Annotated in this window: 21 protein-coding genes; 11 read left to right on the top strand and 10 right to left on the bottom strand. The window is 66.0% G+C overall.

The features are described 5' to 3' along the window. Window positions 1-22 precede the first annotated feature (22 nt). On the top strand, window positions 23-958 hold the full coding sequence (locus ACIBG0_RS30785; protein WP_397037193.1) for a 4-(cytidine 5'-diphospho)-2-C-methyl-D-erythritol kinase: 936 nt from the start codon (window positions 23-25) through the stop codon (window positions 956-958). 58 nt (window positions 959-1016) lie between these two features. Here the strand turns inward: ACIBG0_RS30785 and ACIBG0_RS30780 are convergent, their stop codons facing one another. Further along, window positions 1017-1865, bottom strand: a complete 849-nt coding sequence (locus ACIBG0_RS30780) for an LLM class flavin-dependent oxidoreductase (protein WP_397037191.1) — start codon at window positions 1863-1865, stop codon at window positions 1017-1019. A 271-nt stretch (window positions 1866-2136) separates the two neighbouring features. On the opposite strand from ACIBG0_RS30780, the gene ACIBG0_RS30775 reads away from it, so the two are divergent. Then, window positions 2137-3999 (top strand): ABC-F family ATP-binding cassette domain-containing protein, encoded by a 1863-nt coding sequence (locus ACIBG0_RS30775; RefSeq protein WP_397037190.1) that lies wholly within the window; start codon window positions 2137-2139, stop codon window positions 3997-3999. Window positions 4000-4148: 149 nt separating this feature from the next. Here ACIBG0_RS30775 and ACIBG0_RS30770 read toward each other — a convergent pair whose 3' ends face one another. Together ACIBG0_RS30770 and ACIBG0_RS30765 are read right to left on the bottom strand one after the other, a co-directional pair. Next, on the bottom strand, window positions 4149-5072 hold the full coding sequence (locus ACIBG0_RS30770) for an Abi-alpha family protein (RefSeq protein WP_397037188.1): 924 nt from the start codon (window positions 5070-5072) through the stop codon (window positions 4149-4151). Continuing rightward, the gene (locus tag ACIBG0_RS30765) at window positions 5069-6391 is read right to left on the bottom strand and encodes a DUF445 domain-containing protein (RefSeq protein ID WP_397037186.1); all 1323 of its coding nucleotides are present in this window, start codon (window positions 6389-6391) and stop codon (window positions 5069-5071) included. Before ACIBG0_RS30765 ends, ACIBG0_RS30770 begins: the two co-directional genes overlap by 4 nt. A gap of 332 nt (window positions 6392-6723) precedes the next feature. Between ACIBG0_RS30765 and ACIBG0_RS30760 the strand changes: the two genes are divergently transcribed. Next, window positions 6724-7602 carry an Abi-alpha family protein gene (locus tag ACIBG0_RS30760; protein ID WP_397037184.1) on the top strand — a complete coding sequence of 293 codons (879 nt, stop codon included), beginning with the start codon at window positions 6724-6726 and terminating at the stop codon, window positions 7600-7602. A 99-nt stretch (window positions 7603-7701) separates the two neighbouring features. After that, window positions 7702-8256 (top strand): nuclear transport factor 2 family protein, encoded by a 555-nt coding sequence (locus ACIBG0_RS30755; protein WP_397037182.1) that lies wholly within the window; start codon window positions 7702-7704, stop codon window positions 8254-8256. Window positions 8257-8316: 60 nt separating this feature from the next. On the opposite strand, the gene ACIBG0_RS30750 is transcribed toward ACIBG0_RS30755, so the two are convergent. Then, window positions 8317-9960 carry a peptide chain release factor 3 gene (locus ACIBG0_RS30750; protein ID WP_397037180.1) on the bottom strand — a complete coding sequence of 548 codons (1644 nt, stop codon included), beginning with the start codon at window positions 9958-9960 and terminating at the stop codon, window positions 8317-8319. Window positions 9961-10262: 302 nt separating this feature from the next. Between ACIBG0_RS30750 and ACIBG0_RS30745 the strand changes: the two genes are divergently transcribed. Together ACIBG0_RS30745 and pth are read left to right on the top strand one after the other, a co-directional pair. Further along, window positions 10263-10871 carry a 50S ribosomal protein L25/general stress protein Ctc gene (locus ACIBG0_RS30745; protein WP_397037178.1) on the top strand — a complete coding sequence of 203 codons (609 nt, stop codon included), beginning with the start codon at window positions 10263-10265 and terminating at the stop codon, window positions 10869-10871. A gap of 24 nt (window positions 10872-10895) precedes the next feature. Beyond that, window positions 10896-11477, top strand: coding sequence for an aminoacyl-tRNA hydrolase (pth, locus tag ACIBG0_RS30740; RefSeq protein WP_397037176.1), 582 nt, complete (start codon window positions 10896-10898; stop codon window positions 11475-11477). Window positions 11478-11489: 12 nt separating this feature from the next. Here pth and ACIBG0_RS30735 read toward each other — a convergent pair whose 3' ends face one another. Both ACIBG0_RS30735 and ACIBG0_RS30730 read right to left on the bottom strand, forming a co-directional pair. Further along, entirely contained in the window at window positions 11490-13127 is a 1638-nt protein-coding gene (locus tag ACIBG0_RS30735; protein WP_397037174.1) for a fatty acyl-AMP ligase, read from the bottom strand. 125 nt (window positions 13128-13252) lie between these two features. Then, entirely contained in the window at window positions 13253-13933 is a 681-nt protein-coding gene (locus tag ACIBG0_RS30730) for a lysophospholipid acyltransferase family protein (RefSeq protein ID WP_397037172.1), read from the bottom strand. A 113-nt stretch (window positions 13934-14046) separates the two neighbouring features. Between ACIBG0_RS30730 and ACIBG0_RS30725 the strand changes: the two genes are divergently transcribed. Next, window positions 14047-14634, top strand: a complete 588-nt coding sequence (locus ACIBG0_RS30725; protein WP_397037170.1) for a TetR/AcrR family transcriptional regulator — start codon at window positions 14047-14049, stop codon at window positions 14632-14634. Window positions 14635-14695: 61 nt separating this feature from the next. Here ACIBG0_RS30725 and ACIBG0_RS30720 read toward each other — a convergent pair whose 3' ends face one another. Next, window positions 14696-15613: a ribonuclease Z gene (locus tag ACIBG0_RS30720; protein ID WP_397037168.1), complete on the bottom strand. Its 918-nt coding sequence runs from the start codon at window positions 15611-15613 to the stop codon at window positions 14696-14698. Next, entirely contained in the window at window positions 15614-16792 is a 1179-nt protein-coding gene (locus tag ACIBG0_RS30715) for an aminotransferase class V-fold PLP-dependent enzyme (RefSeq protein ID WP_397037167.1), read from the bottom strand. A 267-nt stretch (window positions 16793-17059) separates the two neighbouring features. On the opposite strand from ACIBG0_RS30715, the gene egtA reads away from it, so the two are divergent. The 4 genes from egtA to egtD all read left to right on the top strand — a co-directional run bounded on the left by egtA (window position 17060) and on the right by egtD (window position 21707). After that, window positions 17060-18391, top strand: coding sequence for an ergothioneine biosynthesis glutamate--cysteine ligase EgtA (gene egtA, locus ACIBG0_RS30710; RefSeq protein ID WP_397037165.1), 1332 nt, complete (start codon window positions 17060-17062; stop codon window positions 18389-18391). A gap of 55 nt (window positions 18392-18446) precedes the next feature. After that, complete coding sequence (egtB, locus tag ACIBG0_RS30705) at window positions 18447-19787, top strand: ergothioneine biosynthesis protein EgtB (protein ID WP_397037163.1); 1341 nt, start codon at window positions 18447-18449, stop codon at window positions 19785-19787. Between the two features lie 118 nt (window positions 19788-19905). Beyond that, on the top strand, window positions 19906-20739 hold the full coding sequence (gene egtC, locus ACIBG0_RS30700; protein ID WP_397037161.1) for an ergothioneine biosynthesis protein EgtC: 834 nt from the start codon (window positions 19906-19908) through the stop codon (window positions 20737-20739). Continuing rightward, complete coding sequence (gene egtD, locus ACIBG0_RS30695) at window positions 20736-21707, top strand: L-histidine N(alpha)-methyltransferase (protein WP_397037159.1); 972 nt, start codon at window positions 20736-20738, stop codon at window positions 21705-21707. Before egtC ends, egtD begins: the two co-directional genes overlap by 4 nt. A gap of 28 nt (window positions 21708-21735) precedes the next feature. Here the strand turns inward: egtD and ACIBG0_RS30690 are convergent, their stop codons facing one another. Both ACIBG0_RS30690 and ACIBG0_RS30685 read right to left on the bottom strand, forming a co-directional pair. After that, on the bottom strand, window positions 21736-22386 hold the full coding sequence (locus ACIBG0_RS30690; protein ID WP_397037157.1) for a DUF2461 domain-containing protein: 651 nt from the start codon (window positions 22384-22386) through the stop codon (window positions 21736-21738). A gap of 108 nt (window positions 22387-22494) precedes the next feature. Then, window positions 22495-23196: a hypothetical protein gene (locus ACIBG0_RS30685; protein ID WP_397037156.1), complete on the bottom strand. Its 702-nt coding sequence runs from the start codon at window positions 23194-23196 to the stop codon at window positions 22495-22497. Between the last annotated feature and the right edge of the window lie 17 nt (window positions 23197-23213).

Here is a 23213-nt window from a genome sequence, read left to right as displayed (position 1 = left end):
CCACGGGATAGGCTTGAGCACCGTGTTGTCAGTTGTGCCAAGTCCCGTCATCGTGCGCGCGCCATCCAAGGTGAATCTGCACCTAGGCGTCGGTGACGTGCGCGCGGACGGCTATCACGATCTGACCACGGTGTTCCAAGCCCTCTCGCTCAGCGATGATCTGGAACTCGCACCCGCCGCGTCGTTGACCGTGCGGGTCAGCGGCGAGGGCGCCGACGATGTACCGACCGATCGCACCAATTTGGTGTGGAAGGCCGCCGTGCGCGTCGCCCATCTGGCCGGCCGCGCGCCGCTGGTGGAAATCGCCATCAACAAGGGCATTCCGGTGGCCGGTGGCATGGCGGGCGGGAGTGCGGATGCGGCCGCGGCGCTGGTAGGCCTGAACGCACTCTGGGATGTCGGGTTGACTCGCGAAGAATTGTTCGCCGTCGCAACCGAACTCGGCAGCGATGTGCCGTTCGCGCTGCACGGTGGAACGGCGCTCGGCACCGGCCGGGGCGAGCGACTGCTTCCGGTGTTGTCCCGCAATACTTTTCACTGGGTGCTCGCGCTGGCCAAGGGTGGGTTGTCCACGCCTGCGGTCTTCACCGAACTCGACCGACTACGCGAGCTCGGCAGTCCGCCCCGGCTGGGTGAGCCGCAGGCGCTGATGCAGGCGCTCGCCTCCGGTGACCCGAAACAACTTGCGCCCCTGCTGGGTAACGATTTGCAGGCCGCCGCGCTGTCGCTGAAGCCGGAGTTGCGACGAACATTGCGCGCGGGCGTCGGTGCGGGGGCGCTAGCCGGGCTCGTCTCCGGCTCCGGTCCGACCTGCGCATTCCTCTGTGACAGCGAGGACGGCGCGGTGGCGGTCGCGGCCGAGCTCGCGGGTGCGGGCGTGTGCCGCAGCGTGCGCACCGCCAGCGGACCGGTATCCGGCGCTCGGGTCATCAGCAGCGGCACGCCCGGCAAGCGCTGAAGGTTCGGCCTCGACCACTAGGTCGCGCCCGACCGTGACCGTCGGTGTGTTTCGCTGACTATGCGATCACGTCGGCGAGGCGGTCGACTTGGTCGGCGTCGCGGCCGTAGCAATAGAGCATGACCTCGTCCGCGCCCAGATCCTCGAATTGGCCTATGGCCGTGCGGATCTCGGCGGGGGTGGTGAGCATTCCGGCGAGCATGAACTCGGCGCGGCCACTGAATTCGTAGTACGCGCCCATCGAGGCGCGGGCGTCTTCGATCAGGTCTGGTGCACCGAGTGCGACATTGACTTGGGCGACAATGCGGGGCGCGCCGTCGCGGCCGTGTTCCTTCCACGAGCGGCGAGCGAGGTCGAACAGGCCACCGGCCCACGACGGTGCGGCAGCCGCGAGAAAGCCGCCACCCCAACGGCCAACGCGATCGATGGCGGCGGGCTGGAAGCCGCCGAAGAGCAACTCCGGTCCCTCCGGACGCAGCGGCGCGGGACCGATCGGTCCGCAGTCGGTGCCGTACGGCTGGCCCGACCACAGGCGGCGCATGATCTCCAGCTGTTCGTCCAGACGACGGCCGCGGGAGCGCAGCTCGGTGCCGGAGGCGATGTGATCGTCCTCGCGACCACCAACACCGAGGCCGAGCACCAGGCGGCCGCCGGACATGCGATCGAGGGTGGCGGCCTGCTTGGCGAGCAGCGTCGGCTCGCGCAGCGGCGCGATGAGCACCTCGGTCTGCACCTTGATGCGGTTGGTGGCACCGGCGATCATGCCGAGCGCGACCAGTGGTTCGGGATTGTCGTAGACGAGCCGGTCGAGCAGGCCGAGCGTGGAGAACGGCCCCGCGTCGGCGCGGCGCGCCCAGTCGAGCAGGGCGGCGGGATCGGAGATGGGCAGACCGAGTCCGACATGCATGAGAACCTCCAGGGGTAGTGGAAATCGTGCCGCCCACTCACCTCGGCTTCGAGGCAGGGCTCCCATTCTGCGGCTGTGTCTCAGGAGCGCCGTAACATCGTTCGTAACGAACGCTGTTCGCTGCGGTCGACTGTAAACGAACGCCGTTCGTCATGCAAGTCGCGAAGTTCTCCGAAAGGGCGACGCGTTCGGTGGGGCGACGGTGGGTTCGGCGTGCTCGGTACGCTTGCGCGGGGCGAGTACTCGCCCGGCGCATGACTCGGAAGGATCCATGTCCAACCTGATCAATCTCGAACAGGTCTCCAAGAGCTTCGGCATCAAACCGCTCCTGGACAATGTTTCGCTCGGCATCCACGCGGGCGAGCGAATCGGTGTCGTCGGCCTGAACGGCGGCGGCAAGACCACCCTGTTGGAGGTGCTGACCGGGCTGGAGCCGCCAGACAGCGGCCGGGTGAGCCGGGTCGGCGGGCTGCGCATGGCGGTGGTCACCCAGCGCGGCGTACTTCCGGTCGGCGCGACCGTTGGATCCGTCGTGCTGGCCGGATTGGCCGATGACGCGATGCCCTCCGGCGCGAGCGACGGGCACGGAGGCGGTGGCTTGCGTGACGGCGCAGGGTCCGAGGAGCGCCGAGATGATTACGGCGTCGCCGAACACGAATGGGCCTCGAACCCCCGCATCCGTTCGGTAATGGCGGGTATCGGCATCGATGGCCTCGGCCTGGACACTTCGGTCGACAATCTCTCCGGTGGCGAGCGCCGCCGCGTCGCACTGGCCGCCGCGCTGGTCCGCGACCTGGATCTGCTCGTCCTCGACGAGCCAACCAACCACCTCGATGTCGAGGGCGTGCAGTGGCTGGCCCAGCATCTGCTCGAGCGCCGCAGCGCGCTGGTGGTCGTGACCCACGATCGCTGGTTCCTCGACACGGTCGCCACCAACACCTGGGAGGTCGTCGGCGGCAAGGTCGAAAGTTATGAAGGCGGTTACGGCGACTGGATTTTCGCACGCGCCGAGCGGGCGCGGCAGGCCGATGCCTCCGAGGCCAGGCGCGCGAATCTGGCGCGCAAGGAGTTGGCCTGGTTGCGCCGCGGTGCGAAGGCCCGCACCTCCAAGCCGCGCTATCGGGTGGAGGCGGCCGAGGAGCTGATCGCCGATGTGCCGCCGCCGCGCGATAGCGTCTCGTTGGCCGCATTCGCGCGAAAGCGCCTCGGTCGCGTCGTTATCGAACTCGAGGATGCCACCCTCACCACCCCGGACGGCCGCGAGTTGGTCCGCGATTTGACCTGGCGCCTGGCGCCGGGCGAGCGAGTCGGCCTGGTCGGTGTGAACGGCTCCGGCAAGACGACCCTGCTACGCACGCTGGCCGGTGCCGTCGAACCCGCGGCGGGCAAACGCATTCAGGGGCAGACGGTACAGATCGGTTGGCTACGTCAGGAACTCGACGACCTACCGACCGATCTTCGCGTGCTGGAGGCGGTGCAGCAGATCGCTCAGCGAATCATGCTGGGCGATAAGGAAATCTCCGCTGGCCAGCTGGCCGAGCGTCTCGGCTTCACCCCGGCCCGTCAGCGCACCCCGGTCGGCGATCTATCCGGTGGCGAGCGCCGCAGGCTGCAACTGACCCGAATCCTGATGTCGGAGCCGAATGTCCTGCTCCTCGACGAGCCGACCAACGACCTGGACATCGATACCCTGCAACAACTGGAAGACCTGCTCGACAACTGGGCCGGCACGCTGGTCGTGATCAGCCACGACCGCTATCTGATCGAGCGCATCTGCGACTCCACCTGGGCCCTGTTCGGCGATGGAAAGCTCACCAATCTCCCCGGCGGCATCGACGAATACCTGAAAAAGCGCGCCGCATCGAGCTCCGCCGCAACGCGATCCACCGACTCCAAGTCCGCCGAAGCTCCCGCCACCGACTCGGCCGCCTACCGCGCCGCCCGCAAGGAGCTGGCAAAACTAGAGCGCACCATGGACAAACTCACCGAACGCGAGCAACGCCTGCACACTGCCCTCGCCAACGCCGCCACCGAGCCCGATAAACTCATCACCCTCGGCACCGAACTGAAGCAGGTCCTCGCCGAAAAAGAAGCTGCCGAGGAGCGCTGGCTAGAACTCGCCGACGGCGCCTGACCAGGCCCGAGAGATGGCGGCCTGCGTTGTTCGATTTTCCGTCGACGGTAGTCGACATGCCGTAGACATCGGCCTTTCGAGCCCGCATTTCGCTACGCCGATGGGGCCGGACAACCTTTGACTGCGCGGCGGCGGACTCGGTGCGGCGGCTAGTCGGTGCCGGAGGCGCGGCCGTCTTGGACCACAACCGGCAGGCAGGTTTGTACGAAATCGGCACCGAAGCCGGTGAGTGAGATGCTGCGGTAGTAGACCTTGGTGCCGAAACCGGAACGCTTCAATACTTCTCGGACCGGGGATTGGGCCTCGAGGAGTTGGTAGCGGTTCGGGTTTCCCACCGGTTCCTTGACGAATTCGATCAGGCCGAGCCGGCGCAGGTTGGGCAGATACTGCTGGATCCGATTGGGGAAGCGCAGCCCCGCATGCTCTCCGATCAGGTTGAGTCCGGAGATGATTCGCTCGACACCGATGCCGCGCGGTCGTCCGGCGCGAATATCGATCGATGGCTGCGGACCGTCGAGGTGCAGGAAGCGCAGGATGCGTGCCTCATCGGGGGTCAGCTCCTCGAGCATGCGCGCGAAGGCCGGGTGGGTTTCGTGGTGCTCACCCTGCGTACTGGCCGACAGCCGCAGCAGTGCGGCCCCCTGCTCACGCAAAGTGGGAACGGCATCGGGCGCGGGCTGTTCGGGCGTCACGGGCAGACGCAATGCACGCCGCACCGCGTCACGAACCTCGGCCTCCGCCTCGGCGAGCACTTCACGCGGGGGATTCCCCGCGATACTGCCGCGCACCACGGTGGCCCCGACGCCGAGGGCGGTGTCGATGCTCCACGCGGTCACCTCGGCCGCCGCGCTCACCGCGACGCGGGCGACCCCGGTGGTCGCGCGAACGGTTTTGCGGACCGAGCTCACCTGCCGCTTCCGCTCGACCGCGCCGAGCGGCAACCGGGCGATCTCGGTCGACTGCTCGGATATCGACGACTCGGAAGTTCTTGGGGTTTCGGCCACTTCGGACTGCTCGGTTCGCGCTGAGCCCTGCCCGGCGGCCCGCGGATCGTCGCCGTCAGCTTCCGTCATAGCCATGTTGTCGCCACTCCCGTTCCGAAGATCAGGATGTGAGCGTATCCGGCGAAGAGCCCCAACACGCCGCCATGCAGAAAAAGGAGCCATTCGTCCTGTTTGATGGCCGCTCGCAGCATATCCACGAAGTCGGGGGGCGATAGGGCCGACATCTGTTTGGCGATGTAGTCGTTGATTTGTCTGCCCTGCTGGATGTTGAAGTCCGGATCCGCGAAGGCGATCGGCGCGATGGTCATCGCCTCGGTGGTCAGCGTCGACTGCAGTGAGTCGTACTCCCGGCTGCCGAGCATGAACTTCACCGCCGGTCGCGCCGGCCCGAGCGCCCGGTCCGCGGCGGGGCGCAGCGTGTCCTCGAGCATCTGCATGGTCCGGTCCGAGCGTGGGCCGTTCAGCAGTTCGTCACCGATATTGGCGACGGTCATCACCTGGCTGGAGACCAATTCCGCGTAGCCGTCGGTGATTTCGAGCTGCCGCTTGATCAGCAGACCCTGCCGCCACGGGCACCACCACTTCGGGTAGGCGGGCGCGAAGATCATATTCAGACCGATCCAGTTGACCACCCAGCCGATGATGACGCCGCCGACCGGCAGCACCACCAGCGTCGACCAGCCGGTCACATGCAAAACAGCGACCAGCACCACACCCATCGGCGCGCCGAAGTAGAAGCCGAAGTTCTGCATGAAGCGCAGTTCCTTGGCCCCGAGCACCTGGAAAAGGGTGTTGAGCAGATGCGGACGCGCCTGGAAATAACGGATGACCATCTGCTTGACGTCGAGCAGCTGATCGATATTGGCGCCCAATTCCTCGGTCAGCTCGCGCAGAATATCGGGCAGCTGCTGGCGGACTCGCGCGTGAATCATGTCGCGCACCCCGGTCGGCAGGTTGTACCAGAGTTGCGGATGCTCGCGACGCAGGATTTCTTCGACTATGTCCTTGATCTGCGCATCGGCAATAGTGGCGAGGTGTTCGGCGAGCTTGTCCGGTTCGAGCTCGCGATAGAAGTCGGCGACGCTGCCGAGTTTCGCCAGCCCTTTGTCGACCGCGATGCTCGCCATTTTGTCCGCACGCGATGGCACGATGCCCTGCCAGCCGATTCGGCCGTCGTAGCTCAGCAGCGGCAGCACCTGAATTCGCTTGGGCAGGAAGGGAAACAATGCACGCAATCCGGGTAAACGAATACCGTGGAAGGCGACCGGCTTGAACAACATCAGGATGCCGGTCCAGTTGGTGATGTAACCGATGACACCAGTGAAAAGGGGGATAGTCACTAACTCCAGGAGGACCGTCGGATGTATCCCGAAAACACTCTCCAACACGACACCCTCCTGCCGATATACCGGTGACCGCCGCCTCACCGGCAACCCAAACTAGCACCCAGTCGGCAGACGGACCCTACTGTGCGGCCGAGATGCTGGTCCAACGCGAGTGTCTCGGGCCACAGTGGATTGTCTGAGACATCAGTCACACTGTGTGTCCAGAATGTCGTAGTGTCAACCAGCGGCGGAGACAATGGCGACCAGCGCGCGTCCGACAGCAGGGGTCGGCGTGTTTCGCTGGCCCAATCGGCTCACGGTATGGCAGACCTGGAAGGCTGGCGGGCAATAATCTGTGGGCGTATTCGTTCACTTGGCAATACATCGGAGAGAACGTGACAGACGACAGGACCGGACAGGGCATAAGCCGGGCCGGTTCCCGCTCGGTGGAGCGCAGCTCGGATGTCGAACAGCGGCAGATCAGCAATGAGGCACGGCTGATTCGCGGTGTGTTCCGGGCGGCGGGGCTCGCGGCGGGCACGGTGGTGCGCGGCAGTCAGTGGGCCGTCGAGACGACCTACGAGGTGACCAAGGAGATCACCCAGGCCGCGCTCGATGGTGAGTCGTCGGCGGATATCGCCGAGCGTACCGGTAATGCGTTGCGCTCCATCGCGCGCAGCGCGCTCGGCGTCACCGAGGGGTCGGTGCGCGAAATCGTCAGCTACGTACCGACTTCCAACGGCGCGCCGCAAGCAGCGCCGGTCGGCATCGGCGCGCCGCTGCGCTCGGCCAGTAGCGAAGAGTTGCGCCGTCGTGGCGATGCGCTGCTCGCCCGCTCGGCCGATGTCTACTTCACCGAGGACGTGCACCCCGCCTACGACCGCATCATCGACGAGTTGGCGCCGGACGAGGCGCGCATTCTGCGTTTCATGGCATTGAACGGCCCGCAGCCGACGGTCGATGTGCGCACCAACCGTCCACTCGGTATCGGCTCGGAATTGGTGACCGGTGATCTCACTTCGGTTCCAGAACAGGCCGGTGTCCGTTATCCGGACCGCGCCCGCACCTATCTGATCAACCTCAACCGCCTCGGTCTGACCCAGGTTTCCGATGATCCGGTGGTACTCAGCCGGTACATGGTGCTCGAGGTGCAGCCGGTGGTCGAGGCGGCGCTGAAGAAGGCAGGACGCGCGCCCAAGATCGTGCGCAAGAGTCTGCGGCTGACCGAATTCGGCAGCGACTTCTGCCATACCTGCTTCACCATCGGGAACTGACCCTGCGGCAGACCGCCGATTTCGGCTCGAAGTGATAGCAATCTGGTACAAATCTCCCAATCTCTGTAGCGCGGCGGCTTCGAATGGGATTGTTGAGATATGGACCGGGATGCTGTGTCAGCGATCAGTCGCCTGAAGTTCAGGTATCTGCGCACCCTCGACACCAAGTCGTGGGACGAATTCGCGGACACCATGATCCCGGAGGCGACCGCCACCTACAGCGAATACCTGTCGTTCGAGTCGCGGGATGCGTTCCTGGCGTTCATGCGCAACACCCTCGGCCCGCACGTCATCACCGAGCATCGATGCGACCATCCGGAGATCGACGTCGACGGCGACACCGCCACCGGCACTTGGTATCTCGCCGATACCGTGCTGATACCGGCGCATAATATGCTGCTGCGCGGCGCGGCGTTCTACACCGATCGCTACGTCCGGTGCACGGACGGTCGCTGGCGCATCGCGCATACCGGATATGAGCGCACCTATGAGGTGGTGCTTTCGCTCAGCGATCTGCCGAGCCTGCGGCTGACATCGAGTCGCTGGGGGCTGATCGCGCAGGAGGACGGCATCGCATCGGTCCAACGCGAACCCGGTACCGCCGAGCCGCGGCGGGAGTCCGCGCCGGAGGCGGCGGAGCCAGAGGCCGGGTGAGCGCATCAGCCTGAGCACCGACTTCGCCGGATTTTCCGAATCGGGGCCGGGGTCCTGAGGCTAATCCGCCGCAGCGACCAGGGGTTCGAGTGTGAGCTTCGGATGCTCCTTCTCGATGTACTGCAGCCGCCATTTATCACTGAACAGCGCCAACAGCGCACCATCGGAACGGGTGAACACCTCGACTCCGCGCTGCCGATCGAGTTCGACCATCGATTCCGCATCAGTGCGTCGGGCCAGCGTGTAGGGCAGGTGCTCCATATGGGTCTCGACATTGAACTCGGCGAGCATCCGCGCGGTCACGACTTCGAACTGCATCGGACCGACCGCCGCGAGCACGGGGGAGGCGTCACCGCGCGCGTCATTGCGCAAAACCTGCACCACGCCTTCGGAATCGAGCTGGTCGATGGCCTTGCGGAACTGCTTGTACTTACCCGCACTCTGCGCCCGCAGCACCGCGAAATGCTCCGGTGCGAAGGACGGGATCGGCGGGAACTCCACCTTCTTGTCCACGAACAGCGTGTGTCCGGGCGCAAGCGCGGTGGCATTCACGAGGCCGACCACATCACCCGGATAGGCGGTGTCGACGGTGGAGCGCTCCCGACCGAACACGGTGAGCGCGTATTTGGTCGCGAACGGCCGACCGGTCTGGGCGTGCGTGACGACCATCCCACGCTCGAATTCACCGGAGACGATGCGCATGAACGCGAGCCGATCACGGTGTGCCGCATCCATTCCGGCCTGCACCTTGAATACGACCGCGCTGAACGGATCGGTGGTGTTGCGCGGTGTGCCGCCGATATCGGTACGCGAGCCGGGTGGGGGCGCGAGCGCGACCAGGCTCTCGAGTAGTTGTCGCACACCGAAATTCAGCATCGCGGATGCGTAGATGACCGGGGAGGTCTGCCCGGCCAGGAACATCTCCTGGTCGTGGTCCTGTCCGGTGGCCGAGAGCAGTTCGCTCTCCTCGGCAGCGGTCGTCCAAGCCTCACCCTCGCGCGCCTCGGCCGATTCCGGATCGATCGATTCCTCCGGTGCGATGGTCGCGCCGCCCGCGGTCCGGGTGAAGTGGATGTATTCGACCGCCGCGCCCTCCGGGCCCCGACGCAGCAGACCGCGGAAGTCACCGGCGATGCCGACCGGCAGAAATAGCGGCGTAGGTGTGAGCCCGATCCGCTCGCTGATCTCATCCAGCAATTCCAGCGGCGCACGGCCGGGACGGTCCCATTTGTTGATCACGGTGATGACCGGAATGCCGCGATGGCGACACACCTGGAACAGCTTCAGTGTCTGCGGCTCCAGGCCCTTGGCGGCGTCGATGAGCATGACGGCGGCGTCGACGGCGGTGAGCACACGATAGGTGTCCTCGGAGAAATCCGAGTGGCCGGGGGTGTCGACCAGGTTGATGACGTTGTCGATATCCGAGCCCGCGGCACGGTAGTTGAACTGCAGCGCGGTCGAGCTCACCGAGATTCCGCGCGCCTTCTCCATTTCCATCCAGTCCGACACGGTGGACTTGCGTCCGGCCTTACCGTGGATGGCGCCCGCCTCGGAGATCATTCTGGCGTGCAATGCCAGCGCCTCGGTGAGCGTCGACTTGCCCGCGTCGGGGTGGGAGATCACCGCGAATGTGCGTCGCCGGGCGACCTCGGCGGGCAACCCACGCGGGGCGGGCGTGACGACACCCTCAGTGGAGGCGGTCAACTGCAACAACCTTTCAGACGGCCGATCGGCAACCGCTCCAGCGTACGCGACCGGGGTGTGGGCAATCCGGCCAGTCCGACCACCCGATTCAGCTGGACATAAACACTTGCGCTATGGTGTTCGGGTTGTCTCGGCGAGGGTGACCGCAGACGTAATGCGTTCACCGTGATCGACGCGGCTCGGCTCTCGGCCGTCCTCGTTCGGTCTTCGCCCGACGAGTAGACCAACCATTTGCCAGGGGGGATAACAGTCCCTGGCGCACTGTTGACAGCCCGGAAGAGCCGTAGGGAGTAGATCCAGTCATGTCCGACGCCAACGTTCTCGAAGCCGCCGTCCGCACGGAGTTCGGCAAGGGCGCCGCCCGCCGCACCCGTCGCGCGGGCAACGTTCCCGCCGTGCTGTACGGCCACGCCGCCGACCCGCAGCACCTCTCGCTCAACGCCCAGGCCTTCGCCGCCATCCTGCGCGAGCACGGCACCAATGCGGTGCTCAACCTCGTCATCGACGGCAAGAAGCAGCTCGCGCTGACCAAATCCGTTGTGGTGCATCCGATCCGCCGTTACATCGAGCACGCCGACCTGCTGATCGTCAAGCGCGGCGAGAAGGTCACCGCCGATGTGAACATCGCGCTGATCGGCGAGGCCGGCCCGGCTACCCTGGTCACCCAGGACGTCACCACGCTGTCCATCGAGGCCGACGCGCTGAACATTCCGGAATCCATCGAGGTCTCGATCGAGGGCGTCGGAGCGGGCACCCAGATCACCGCGGGCGAGATCGCGTTGCCGAAGGGTGTCACCCTCGCCGGTGACCCGGAGGCCCTGATCGTCAACATCATTGCGGCCCCGGCTTCCGCGCAGGAGACCGAAGAGGCTGCCGCGGCGGCCGCCGCGGAGTCCGAGAGCGCTGAGTAAGAACTCCTCGGCTCGGTTATCCGAATGACCGAATCCTCGACCGGGCCAGCGCTCGTGGTCGGACTTGGCAACCCAGGTCTGGAGTATGAGCGCACCCGGCACAATATCGGCTTTCTGGTCGCCGACGTGCTCGCGCAGCGCGTCGGCGGCCGTTTTGCTGTGCACAAGAAGTCCGGTGCGGATCTGTTGCAGGCGCGGCTGGACGGGCGTCAGGTATTGATCGCCAAGCCGCGCTCGTTCATGAATCTGTCCGGGCGTCCGGTGGCGCTGCTGGCGAAATTCTTCTCGGTGCCGCCGACCGAGGTGATCGTCGTGCACGACGAATTGGATCTGGCATTCGGTCAGGTCCGGCTCAAGCGCGGCGGCGGTGAAGGCGGGCACAACGGATTGCGTTCGGTCTCCAGTGCCCTCACCACCAAGGACTACCTGCGCACTCGCATCGGCATCGGCCGTCCGCCGGGTCGCCAGGACCCGGCGGACTATGTGCTCAAACCGTTTTCGTCGGTGGAGCGCAAGGAGGTGCCGGTGATCGTCGAACAGGCCGCGGATGCGGTCGAACTACTACTGCGCGTTGGCCTCGAACCGGCCCAGAACCAATTGCACTGATTCGACCGGGGTTCACCGCAGATGGATCGCGGTGGCGGCGCGGCGCAGCTTGCCCGAGGAGGTTTTGGGCAGGGCGCCGGGGCCGAGGACCGCGACGGTGCGAGGGCGGGCGCCGACCTCGGAGAACACCGCGTGCACGATCTCGCGTTCGATGCGCTTGACCTCATCGGCATTCTGGTGGTCGTTGCTTTCCACCACGACGGCGAAGCTTTCGCGTTTCTCACCCGCGTCCAAGCGAACCGCGACGGCATTGCCGGGACGTACACCCCGCACGCGCAAGGCGGCGCGCTCGATATCGGTCGGATAGATATTGCGACCGCCCATGATGATGACGTCCTTGAGCCGCCCGCACACCACGATCAGGCCCTCCTCGGTGAAGTAGCCGATATCGCCGGTGTCGAGCCAGCCGTCGGCATCCTGCGCCGGACGGAACCCGTTGACCGTGACATAGCCGGAAGTGACTGCCGGACCGCGCAGTTCGATTACGCCGACGGAACGGGTCGGCAGTGGCTGACGTTCGGCATCGACGACCCTGCCCTCCAAATTGTCGACCAGGTAGCCGAGCGTCGGCATACGGCGGATATTGCCGTGATGATCGTGAGCGGGCACGGCCTTGCCGAGCGCCTCCAACAGATCGCCATCGATGACATCGAGTACCTGACCGTGTCCGGGATCCGGAACCGATACGGCCAGTGTGGTTTCGGCCATGCCGTAGACCGGCGTGAGGGCCATCGGATTGAGTTGGAAGCGTGCGCCCGCCACGGCGAGGGCTTCCATGGTGTCCGGATCGACGGGTTCGGCGCCGTTCCACATGTAGCGGACGCTGCTGAGATCGAAGGCGCCGTCCTCGGCCTGCCTGAGTCGGCGGGCCAGCAGTGAGTACGCGAAATTCGGTGCCGCCGTGACGGTGCCACGGTACTTATCGATCAGCTCGGCCCACAGCAGTGGACGCATCAGGAAGTCGATCGGCGTCACGCAGACCACTTCGGCCCCGAATTGCATCGGGACGCTGAGGAATCCGACCATCCCCATATCGTGGAACAGCGGCAGCCAGCTGATCATTACATCCTCGTCGAGCTGGAACTTCACCCGATCGAACATGGCGTAGGCGTTGACGTAGAAGTTCCCGTGGGTGATCCGCACCGCCTTCGGCGATCCGGTCGAACCGGAGGTCAACTGCTGCAGCGCGATATCGGATTCGACGGTCGGCACCGGATCGGTCTCGGGGCTCTCGCGCAACTGATCGATGCGCACCACGGTGATGCCGCGCTCGCGCAGCAGTGGTTCGGCGGCCTCGAAGGGCGCGCCGACTACCACCGCGCGCGCCTCGATCATCGACAGCACGGTCTCGGTATCGCGCGCCCACACCACCAGATCCGTGCGCGGCGTCGGCTGATGCAACATGGTGATCGACGCGCCGCGCATCCAGATCGCCTGACAGGCCGGTGCGATATCGACCGGCATCCCGGCCAGCACACCGACGGCGTCACCGTGTCCGATGCCGGCCTCGGCGAGTCCGCCCGCCATTCGTCGTGCGATGCGATGGATCTCACCCCAGGTCTGCCGAAACGGCGCGTTGGGCTCCCCGGTGACCAATCCGCGGTCCGAGGTTTGTGCCGTCGCGTACATCTCGTCGGTGAACCTGCTCAAAATCCAACTCCCTTGTCACCCCGATGCGGTGGGCCGGACATGGGTGAACCGGCCTGCTCCCCAACTATCCCGCCAATTCGTCCCCGCGTTAACCATTACGAGGACGTGTCCGTGTCGCGGGGGCGTTATGGGCGATTCGAGAAGGTGGCCGCGTAGCGATCGACGTAGTGCCGACCGGATCGGGCGGCCAGTTCCCGCATCAGTTCGTCGGTCGCCGCGCGGACGTGGCAGGGGTCCGGTGCCGGGTGGGTCGGGGGGAGCTCGGGGTAGTAGCGCGGCGTGCCGAAGCTGATGCGCACCTTGCCGAAGCGCGGCAGGCGACGGCCGCGCGGATTCACCTTGTCAGTGCCGGAGAGCACCGCCGGGATGACCGGTGCGCCGGTGGCCATGGCCACGCGCAGTGCGCCGGTGCGGCCGCGGTAGATGCACCCGTCGGGGGAGCGGGTGCCCTCTGGGTGGATGGCCCAGACGTCACCGGATTCCAGGATTCTCGTGGCGGCGGCCAGTGCGTCCGCGGCGGCGGTGCCGCCGGTACGGTTCACCGGGACCTGACCCGCGACAGTGAAGAACCAGCGCTTGAACCGGCCCTTGAAGCCGGTCCCGGTGAAGTACTCCTGCTTGGCCAGGAAGGTGACCCGGCGCGGCAAGGCAAGCGCGAGATACATCGAGTCGAGCATCGCCACATGGTTGGCCGCGATGATCACCGGTCCGGTGCGGGGTACGTGCCGCAGTCCCTCTACCTCGGGGCGGCCGAGTAGCCGCAGCAGTGGGCCGAGCAGAACGTACTTGAACAACCGGTACCACACATGAGCCTCCCGAGAATTTGACGTAGACAATGTCTACCAAAGAGCGTAGACATTGTCTACGGCTGTCGGAAGGGTATTTCCACTTATGTGACGTAGTCGGAGGAAGTGATTCGATGGGCACCGTAGACAATGTCTGCATGGTCGGAAGTGAGCCGTTGCGGGAACGATTGGTCGGCGCCGGGGTCGACATGCTCGAAGAGGTCGGCGCGGGCCAGTTGGGGCTGCGTGCGATCACCCGCGCGGCCGGGGTCTCCCACGGTGCGCCGCGCAGGCACTTTCCGACGCACCGTGCGCTCTTGGCCGCCATCGCCGCGCGCGGTTTCGCCGATCTCATCGAGCGGTTCGCGAAGGTCGAGGTGGGCGCCAGCACGCCGAGGGAACATCTGGAACGGATGGCCGCCGAGTACGTCGAATTCGCCGGCGAGCGCCCGGAAATGTTCACGCTCATGTTCCGGCACGACCTACTCGAGGGCTCCGGCGAGAATCTCCGCGGGATCACCCTGCCGCTGTTCGAGCGCTTCGCGACGCTGGTCGCCGCGGCCGCGCCGACCGCCATCGACCCGAGAGCCGTCGCCATCGCGCTGTGGACCAACTTGCATGGCATCGCCGCCCTCCAGGCCAACCGCAGTCTGCGCCTGGTCGGCCCGGCGACGAGCACCCCCGCTCTCGTCTCCCAAATTCTTGCACTGCACCTGGCCTGACAGACGTAGGTCCGTCACTTGGTTGGGGTTCGGCAGTGCGACTACTTATGCGACAAGAGCCTCAGGGGCGGGGCGGTAGGGGGATTCTTGCCAAGTCTGTGGCGACGACGGTCTCGCCGGTGAAGTGCAGGGCCGCCTCGGCGCGGTGGGCCTCGAGGTCGCGGTAGCGCTGAGAGAAGTGGGTCAGGACCAGGGTGCGCACACCGGCTTCGGCGGCGACTCGGGCGGCTTGGCCCACGGTCAGGTGGCCGTATTCCTCGGCGAGCGCGGCGTCGGCGTCCAGGAAGGTCGCCTCGATCACCAGCATGTCCACGCCCGAGGCGAGCGACAGCACGCCTGGACACAGGCGAGTGTCCATCACGAATGCGAAGCTCTGACCTGGCCTCGGCTCACTGACATCGGCCAGCGTGATTGTGCGCCCGGCGTATTCGATACTGCCCGTGCGCTGCAGTTGTCCGACCGCCGGACCGTGCAGGCCGAATGCGGCGAGCCGCTCCGGCAGGATGCGCACACCGCTCGGTTCGGTGAGCCGGTAGCCGAAGGTGTCGATCGGGTGCGATAGCGTGTCCGCCTCGAGGACGAACGGCGCACCGGGCGCGTCCAGCGCACCGGGATCGGCGATCGGGTGCGGCCGGAGCTCGACAGTGCGATAGAACGAGCTGGCATTGCTCAGCCGATCGAAGAACACCTCACCCGAGGCCGGGTAGTACACGTCGACCGGGTGGGCGACCTTATCCAGATTGATCCGTTGGATGATGCCGGGTAATCCGAGGCAGTGGTCGCCGTGGAAATGCGTCACCGCGATCCGGGTGACATCGGTGACCGATACGCCAGCGTAGGTCATCTGTCGTTGGGTGCCCTCGCCCGGATCGAAGAGAATGCCCTCCTCGCCCCAGCGCAGCAGATATCCATTGTGGTTGCGCTGCTTGGTCGGAACCTGACTCGCGGTGCCGAGGACGACCAGTTCGCGAGGTGACATCTACAGCGCCGCGACCGCGCCGACGAACCGGTCCAACTCCTCGAAACTCACAAAGCAGTGCGGCGAGGCGCGCACCACCGAATCCAGGCCACGGGCGGTCATATCCAGCAGCGTAGAGCTGGCATGGCTCGCCGTCACCGTAATATTCCGTGCCGCAAGACGATCGCGCACCTCGACGGCGGATTTCCCGTCGACGGTGAAGGAAACGATGCCGCTGTGCCGAATCCCGATATCGCGCACGGTCACTCCAGCGATATCCGGCAGTGACTTGCGCAGATGTTCCGCGCGGACCGCGATCGCCTCGTAGACATCCTCGGGCCCGAGTTCGAGCAGATAGCGCACGGCCGCGCCGAGACCGAGTCGCGCCGCGACATCGCATTCCCAGAATTCGAAGCGACTCGCGTCCGGGACCAACGCGTACTCCTGCGGGCCGGTCCATTGCGCACTGTGCAGGTCCAGCCGCTGCGGGTGCATGGATGCGGCCAATTCCGGTCGCACATACAGGAATCCGGTGCCGCGCGGCCCGCGCAGCCATTTGCGACCGGTGACCGAGAGCGCGTCGACATCGAGTTCGGCCACATCAATCGGCAGCTGTCCGGCCGACTGGCAGGCGTCGAGCAGCACCAGCGCGCCGACCGAATGCGCGATCCGGGTGGCGTCGGCGGCCGGGTTGACCAGACCGCTATTGGTCGGGACGTGCAGCACCGACACCAACTTGACCCGTTCGTCGACCATATCGGCGAGCGCGTCGAGGTCGAGCTGGCCGCTGCCGTCACTGGGAATCTGTTCGACCACCGCGCCGGTCGCCTCGGCCCGCTGTAGCGCCGCAATGGCATTGCTCGCATAGTCGGCGCCGGAAATGAGAATGCGGTCACCGGGTGCGAGTGGCACCGAATAGAAGAAGTCGGCCCAGGCGCGGGTCGCGCTATCGCTGAGCGCGATGCTGGCCGCATCGGCGTTGATGAGCCGGCCGATATCGGTTTTCACCGCGGCGAGGTCATCGAGTCGCTCGTTCGCCGCACGGTAGCCGCCGATATCGGCCTCGCGTCGTAGATGCGCCACAACGGTATCGACCACGACTCGGGGTGGTAACGAGGAGCCCGCGCTGTCGAGGAAGACCAAATCGGATCCGGTGCCGTAGCCCGGTATGTCGGCACGTACGCGATTCTCGTCGAGCATGGCCTCGACAGTATCGCCGAAATCGCCGCATTGGGCCGTCGCACGAGTCGACGCAGGTCCCGGGCCGTGGTGCGCGAGTCCCCGCTGTGCATGACCACGAATTCAGATTCTTGTCACATCTCTTGTCGGTGCCCCTCGCTACGCTGGATCGGGTCGGTGCACTGGAATACGACCGGCATGCACGGCGATACAGAACTACCTGGACAACGACCGGCAGCGCCACGCAGCACAGCCACGGTTACCTGGTTTCACATGGTGGAGGTTGGTATGGCAGTCACGCTCGAGCATCCGAAGCGCGTCATCGCGCTGGAAAATGGCGAGCTCTCCTCGCGGGCCGCGGCCGAGGCCTATCTCGAGAAAATCTGTTTCAAACTGGGCCCACCAACGCTCATCGGCGCCGAACTGGAATGGCTCACCGTGCAGGGTGAGTGTTCGTCGTCCGGCCGATTGGCCGCCCCCCGCCCGCAACTGGCTGCATTCGCAGATGCGCTCGGACCCTATGCACCGAGGTCCATAGCCCCCGATTCACCGGCACTTCCGCTGCCAGGGGGCAGTCGGGTCACCATCGAACCCGGCGGTCAGATCGAACTCTCCAGCGCCCCGTTCGCCGCTGCCGCGCAGTTGTGCGAGGGTTTGCACGCCGATGCTCGGATGCTGCGGGATCTACTCGAATCCCGATCCATCCGCACCGTCTCCGCCGCCGCCGATGCGGACCGCCGCCCGAAACGGGTGCTGCGGTTACCGCGCTACCACGCCATGGAAGAGTCCTTCGCGGGTATCGGCCCCTTCGGCAAATTGATGATGTGCAATACCGCCGCGACGCAGGTCAGCGTCGATGCCGGTGCGGACCGTGCCGAGGTGACCGCCCGGTGGAACGCGCTGTACGCGGTCGGTCCCGCGCTACTGGCCGCCTTCGCCTGCTCACCCGAATTGCGCGGTGCGCCAGTGGGCGCGTGGGCATCACAACGCATGCGGACCTGGTTGCGTCTCGACCACGCCCGCACTCGTCCCGCAGTGGAGTCCTGGCCGGATCCGGTCAGCGGCTATGCGCGCTGGGCCCTGGATGTCCCGCTGCTGTGCGTTCGTCGCCACGATGGCGTATCCGACAACGCCAGCGGTATCGGCTGGTCAGCGCCGCCGGAGGCGTCCTTCGCGGATTGGTTGTCCGGTGCGCTGGACGACGAGATCGGCCGGCGTCCCGATGTCGGCGATCTCGACTATCACCTGACCACGCTGTTCCCGCCGGTACGAGCTTCCGGACACCTCGAGGTCCGTTATCTGGACGCCCAGCCGGATAACGACTGGACCGTCCCGATCCATGTCTTCGACGCTTTGCTGTCGTCTCCGGCAGTGGTCGCCGAGGCGACGGCGCTCGCCGCGCCACTCGGGGGTCGCTGGATCGATGCGGCGCGCCGCGGGTTGGCCGATCCGGAGATCCGCGGCGTCGCGGTCGGGTTGCTGACCCTGGCCGCGGCACATGCGGTGACTCCGGTGGCGGCCCGCGAGATCGAATCCGCGGCCGAACGATGTCGCAGCGGTCGCACCCCGATCGATGAACTCGTTTCGCGCAGTGCGGATCAGCCCGAGGACCATCCGTGACCGCGGCACCGCAGCATCGAGTCGCCGACCAGAACGAGTTCCGGAGATACCCATCGTGACCATTCAGTACCCCGCAACGGATAATTCCGGCACCGAACAATTGCGTGACCGGATCGCCGAAGTGCTCACCCGCGCAAGGGATCGCACCACCGGCCTCACCACCCTCGATGAAGCGGAGCTGGTCGCCCAGCATTCGCGACTGATGAGCCCGCTCGTCTGGGATCTCGCCCATATCGGCAATCAGGAAGAGCTCTGGCTGGTGCGCGATGTCGGCCGCCGCGAAGCGGTGCGCGCCGATATCGACCACCTGTACGACGCCTTCAAACACGCGCGCGCCAACCGCCCCGAACTGCCGCTGCTCAACCCCACCCAGGCCCGTGGCTATGTCGGCACGGTGCGCGACAAGGTGTGGGATGTATTGGAAACCAACGCTCTACGCGGCGATCCGCTGGTCGACGGCGGCTTCGCCTTCGGCATGATCGCCCAGCACGAGCAGCAGCACGACGAAACCATGCTCGCCACCCATCAATTGCGCACCGGCCCGGCGGTGCTTTCCGCACCGGACGCGCCCTCGGCGGCGACTCGGGTCGCTGGCGAAGTCGTCATTCCCACAGGTGAATTCGTCATGGGTACCTCGACCGACCCATGGGCACTGGACAATGAGCGCCCGGCGCATCCGGTTCACGTGCCCGCCTTCGCCATCGATGTCGCACCGATCACCAACGCGCAGTACCAGGCTTTCATCGCCGACGGCGGTTACCAGCGGCCCGAGCTGTGGTCCGAACGTGGTTGGGCGCACCGGCAGGAGGCGGGCCTGATGGCGCCGCAGTTCTGGGAGTGCGATCCGGCCGGACACTGGTGGCGTCGGGTATTCGGTGTGATGACATCGGTGCGTCTCCAGCAGCCGGTGGTGCACGTCTGCTGGTTCGAGGCCGAGGCGTACGCGAACTGGGCCGGTAAGCGCCTGCCTACCGAGGCCGAATGGGAGAAGGCGGCGCGCTTCGACCCGGCGACCGGCACGTCCCGGCGCTACCCGTGGGGCGATACCGAACCCGATTCCGCCACGGCGAATCTCGGGCAGCGGCACCTGGAACCCGCCGAGGTCGGTGCGTATCCGGCCGGTGCCTCCCCGACCGGTGTACACCAGCTCATCGGCGATGTATGGGAGTGGACCGCATCGGGCTTCGAGGCTTATCCGGGCTTCCGCGCCTTCCCGTATGCCGAATACTCCGATGTGTTCTTCGGCGGCGACTACCGGGTCCTGCGCGGCGGCTCCTTCGGCACCGACCCCGTCGCCTGCCGCGGCACCTTCCGCAACTGGGACCACCCCATCCGCCGCCAGATCTTCTCCGGCTTCCGTCTGGCCCGCGACCTGCGAAAAGGCGAGGGCGAGTGAGGGTATCGAGTGCTGAGGCACAGTCGAATTCGATTGGCGCGCACTCGGCCGAGTCGTCACAACGGGCTACTAGCGGTCCGGCCCGCGCCCGACGCGCGATGGTGGGAGGTGCGCACTGATGTGTCGTCAACTCGGTTATATCGGGCCTCCCGTGCGCGTGGGCGACATGTTGACGCTCGGTTCGCATTCCCTGCGAACCCAGGCGTGGGCGCCGAAGGATATGCGCGGGGGCGGGACGATCAATGCGGACGGGTTCGGGGTGGCGTGGTGGCGTGACGAGGACGGGGTGTCCGTCAGCCGGTATCGCAACTCCGCACCCATCTGGACCGATCCGGCAGTGGAAGAGGTCCTGCCGCAACTGTCGTCGTGGGCGGTATTGGGGGCGGTTCGCTCGGCGACCATAGGTATGCCGGTCGAGCGGAACGCCTGTGCGCCGTTCACGCACGGTCGGTGGGCATTCAGCCACAACGGCGTGGTGCCGGATTGGCGGCGCGCCCTCAGTGCGGTCGCCGAGGAGTTCGCCTCCACCGCAACCGAACTCGACGCGGATCAGCTGTTCGACTCGGTGCGATTGCTGGAGGCCGAATCCGCGACCGATTCGGCCACGCTCTGGGTGCTGCTGCGCAGTCTGCTCTCGACCGATACCCCCGATGGTTCGTGGGCGGCGGCACCGGCGGCATTGAATCTGCTGGTCGCGGCCGTACTGGCCCAAGCGCCAGGCGCCCGACTGAACTTCTTGCTCGGTGATGGCAAGCAGTTGTGGGCGACCACCGTCTACCACTCGTTATCGGCCCTGGTCACTGATGATTTCGCCATCCTGTCCTCGGAACCCTTCGACGACGACCCGCGCTGGCAGCCGATTCCGGATCGCCAGCTGGTCAGTGCCCGTCCCGGCGCGCTGTCCGTCACACCGCTTCTCGACGTTCCAAGCACGAAAGGCTCGCTCCTATGACCGCACCGACGCTGGAGATCCATCTATCCGACGACGACCTCACCTCGGCGTTGCGCACGGATGCCGGGCTCGGCCTAACCGCGGACCCGAAGTGGCTGCCGCCCAAGTGGTTCTACGACGCCCGTGGCAGTGAACTGTTCGAGCAGATCACCGAACTGCCCGAGTACTACCCGACTCGCACCGAACGCGCGCTGCTGGAGCGGGTCGTCGGCGAGATCGCCCGCACCGCCCAGGCCGAGGTCCTGGTCGAACTCGGCTCGGGCTCGGCCGCCAAGACCCGGCTGCTGCTATCCGCACTGGCCGCCGAGGGGCCGCTGAAAACCTATGTTCCGCAGGACGTCTCGGCCTCGGCGCTGCGGGCTGCCGCCGCGGAGATCGCGGCGGAATTTCCGGGCCTAGCGGTGCACGGCGTGGTCAGCGATTTCACCGATACCCTGCACAATCTGCCGCGCGGCGGCCGCCGGATGATCGCCTTCCTCGGCGGCACCATCGGCAATCTCGTTCCCGCCGAGCGGGCCGAATTCCTGTCCAGCATCTATGAGGTGCTGGAGCCGGGTGAGCAGTTGCTGCTCGGCGCAGGCCTGGTCATCGATCCGGCCGTGCTGGTCCCCGCCTATGCCGACGCGGCTGGTGTCACCGCCGAATTCAACCGAAATGTGTTGCATGTCTTGAACGGTCGCCTCGATGCCGATTTCGAGCCGGACAAGTTCGAGCACATCGCGATCTGGGATGCCGAACGCGAGTGGATCGAGATGCGCCTGGAGGCCACCGAAGATATGACTGTCACGGTCCACGAGCTGGACCTCACCGTCCAGTTCGCGCGAGGCGAACAGCTGCGCACCGAAATTTCGGCCAAATTCCGCATCGACGGACTCGACGCCGAACTCGCGGCGGCGGGATTCGAGACCGAACAGGTGTGGACCGATCCGGAGGACCGCTTCGCCCTGGTCCTAGCCGCCCGCGGCTGAGGTTGCCCGCCCCACCGCCTGCCATCCCCTAGGTCCGGGCGGGCGCACCACTGACCACCGCGCCCAGCCATTCGATGAAGGGCCGCATCGTCTCCCAGGCGGTGCGGACCTCCTTCGCGGCGCGGGGTTTGTCCAACCAGGGCGGTGCGCCGTATTCCTTACTGCAGGTCAACGATTTGTGCCGCAGCAGATCGATGCGCGGATGGTCGGCGTCGTACCCCTTCGGCTTGGTCTTCAGCTGCTCGCCGCCGATGGTGAATCCGGCCTTGGTGAGCTCGGCCAGAATCGCCTCGAGTTCCGGCCCGCGGACCTCGTCATCGATCGTGGCGCGCAACTGGGCGATCTGGGCGGGCGATCCCGCATAGAATCCGCCGCCGACGAAGAGTCCGGCCGCGCTGATCTGCACATACCAGCCCGTACCCGGTGCCACGCTGACCACCGCGCCCTGTGCCGTCTTGTAGGGCACCTTGTCCTTGGAAAAGCGCACGTCCCGGTACGGGCGGAAGATCTTGGCGGTCCCGAAGTCCGCCTCCAACTCCGCGGTCAGCGCGACCATCGGCGCCTTGACCGACTCCTCATAGACATCTTTGTGGGCGGTCCAGAAGGCTTTCGAGTTATCGGCTTCCAGATCCTCGTAAAAGTCCAGCCCTGCGAGTGGGAACCCACCGAATCGACTCATGCTGACCACGCTAGCCGTACTCACCCGGTTGGCTTCGCCGACTGCTGCCATCCCGCTAGCCTTGCCCACCCCGCCGGCTGCCATTCGCTGGGACGCTATCCAACATGGTCATTCGGTGTCCGGGATCATGCTCCCGCTGAAGACCGCGTAGAAGAGGATGATTCCGATGATCAGGGAGATGGCGGATGCGATGGCGGCCCATTTACCGAGGGATTCGCCCTTTTTGTGACCGATGATCCCCAGAATGATGCCGACCGGGCCGAACAGGTAGGGGCAGAAGAGCAATGAGATGCCCGCACAGACGAAGCCGATGATCGACAGCGGCTGGGAACCCGATCGCGGTCCCGGTGTGTACGACTGTGAGGAGTCTTGGGGGTAGCCGCCGAGCGTGGTCGGCGTGGTGGAATCGTTGATCGGCGGATAGACGGTGCCGGGCCGGTCTTGGTCGTAACGTGCCGCGCTAGCGTCATCCCACGGCTCCGGTTGCGCCCACTCCGGCGCTGGGTCACCCGACACCGGGTTCGACGGTTGCGGTCGTACGACGAGATCGGGGGCCGTTTCGGCGGCCGCGCGCTGGGCCGGTGGTTGCGCGCCCGGCCCAGCACTCCATGGTCGCGCCGAAAAATCCCCAACAGCGGGCTGGGCCGGTAGCGGCTCGGCGGGTTCGATGGGTTGCGCCTCCCACGGTCCGCTGGCGGCCGGGGCGGCCCAAGCGGTGCCCGAGGGGTCGAGCGACTCGGATTCGTTCGTTTTGTCGGCCGGTTTCTCGGGCGAAGCATCGTCTCGCTCGGGATGCTGCGGAGTGGTCATCGAACTCTCCTCATATC

The sequence above is a fragment of the Nocardia sp. NPDC050630 genome (assembly GCF_044457245.1).
Classification (GTDB): Bacteria; Actinomycetota; Actinomycetes; order Mycobacteriales; family Mycobacteriaceae; genus Nocardia.
This window is presented reverse-complemented; position numbering and strand designations above follow the sequence as displayed.

Bases quoted from the DNA above. Each gene is read 5' to 3' on its own strand.
- egtA (WP_397037165.1), top strand. From the start codon at position 17,060: ATGGCAGTCACGCTCGAGCATCCGAAGCGCGTCATCGCGCTGGAAAAT.
- egtD (WP_397037159.1), top strand. From the start codon at position 20,736: ATGACCGCACCGACGCTGGAGATCCATCTATCCGACGACGACCTCACC.
- ACIBG0_RS30725 (WP_397037170.1), top strand. From the start codon at position 14,047: ATGGGCACCGTAGACAATGTCTGCATGGTCGGAAGTGAGCCGTTGCGG.
- pth (WP_397037176.1), top strand. From the start codon at position 10,896: ATGACCGAATCCTCGACCGGGCCAGCGCTCGTGGTCGGACTTGGCAAC.
- ACIBG0_RS30720 (WP_397037168.1), bottom strand. From the start codon at position 15,613: ATGTCACCTCGCGAACTGGTCGTCCTCGGCACCGCGAGTCAGGTTCCG.
- egtC (WP_397037161.1), top strand. From the start codon at position 19,906: ATGTGTCGTCAACTCGGTTATATCGGGCCTCCCGTGCGCGTGGGCGAC.
- ACIBG0_RS30715 (WP_397037167.1), bottom strand. From the start codon at position 16,792: ATGCTCGACGAGAATCGCGTACGTGCCGACATACCGGGCTACGGCACC.
- ACIBG0_RS30745 (WP_397037178.1), top strand. From the start codon at position 10,263: ATGTCCGACGCCAACGTTCTCGAAGCCGCCGTCCGCACGGAGTTCGGC.
- ACIBG0_RS30685 (WP_397037156.1), bottom strand. From the start codon at position 23,196: ATGACCACTCCGCAGCATCCCGAGCGAGACGATGCTTCGCCCGAGAAA.
- ACIBG0_RS30775 (WP_397037190.1), top strand. From the start codon at position 2,137: ATGTCCAACCTGATCAATCTCGAACAGGTCTCCAAGAGCTTCGGCATC.
- ACIBG0_RS30690 (WP_397037157.1), bottom strand. From the start codon at position 22,386: ATGAGTCGATTCGGTGGGTTCCCACTCGCAGGGCTGGACTTTTACGAG.
- ACIBG0_RS30755 (WP_397037182.1), top strand. From the start codon at position 7,702: ATGGACCGGGATGCTGTGTCAGCGATCAGTCGCCTGAAGTTCAGGTAT.
- ACIBG0_RS30780 (WP_397037191.1), bottom strand. From the start codon at position 1,865: ATGCATGTCGGACTCGGTCTGCCCATCTCCGATCCCGCCGCCCTGCTC.
- ACIBG0_RS30770 (WP_397037188.1), bottom strand. From the start codon at position 5,072: ATGACGGAAGCTGACGGCGACGATCCGCGGGCCGCCGGGCAGGGCTCA.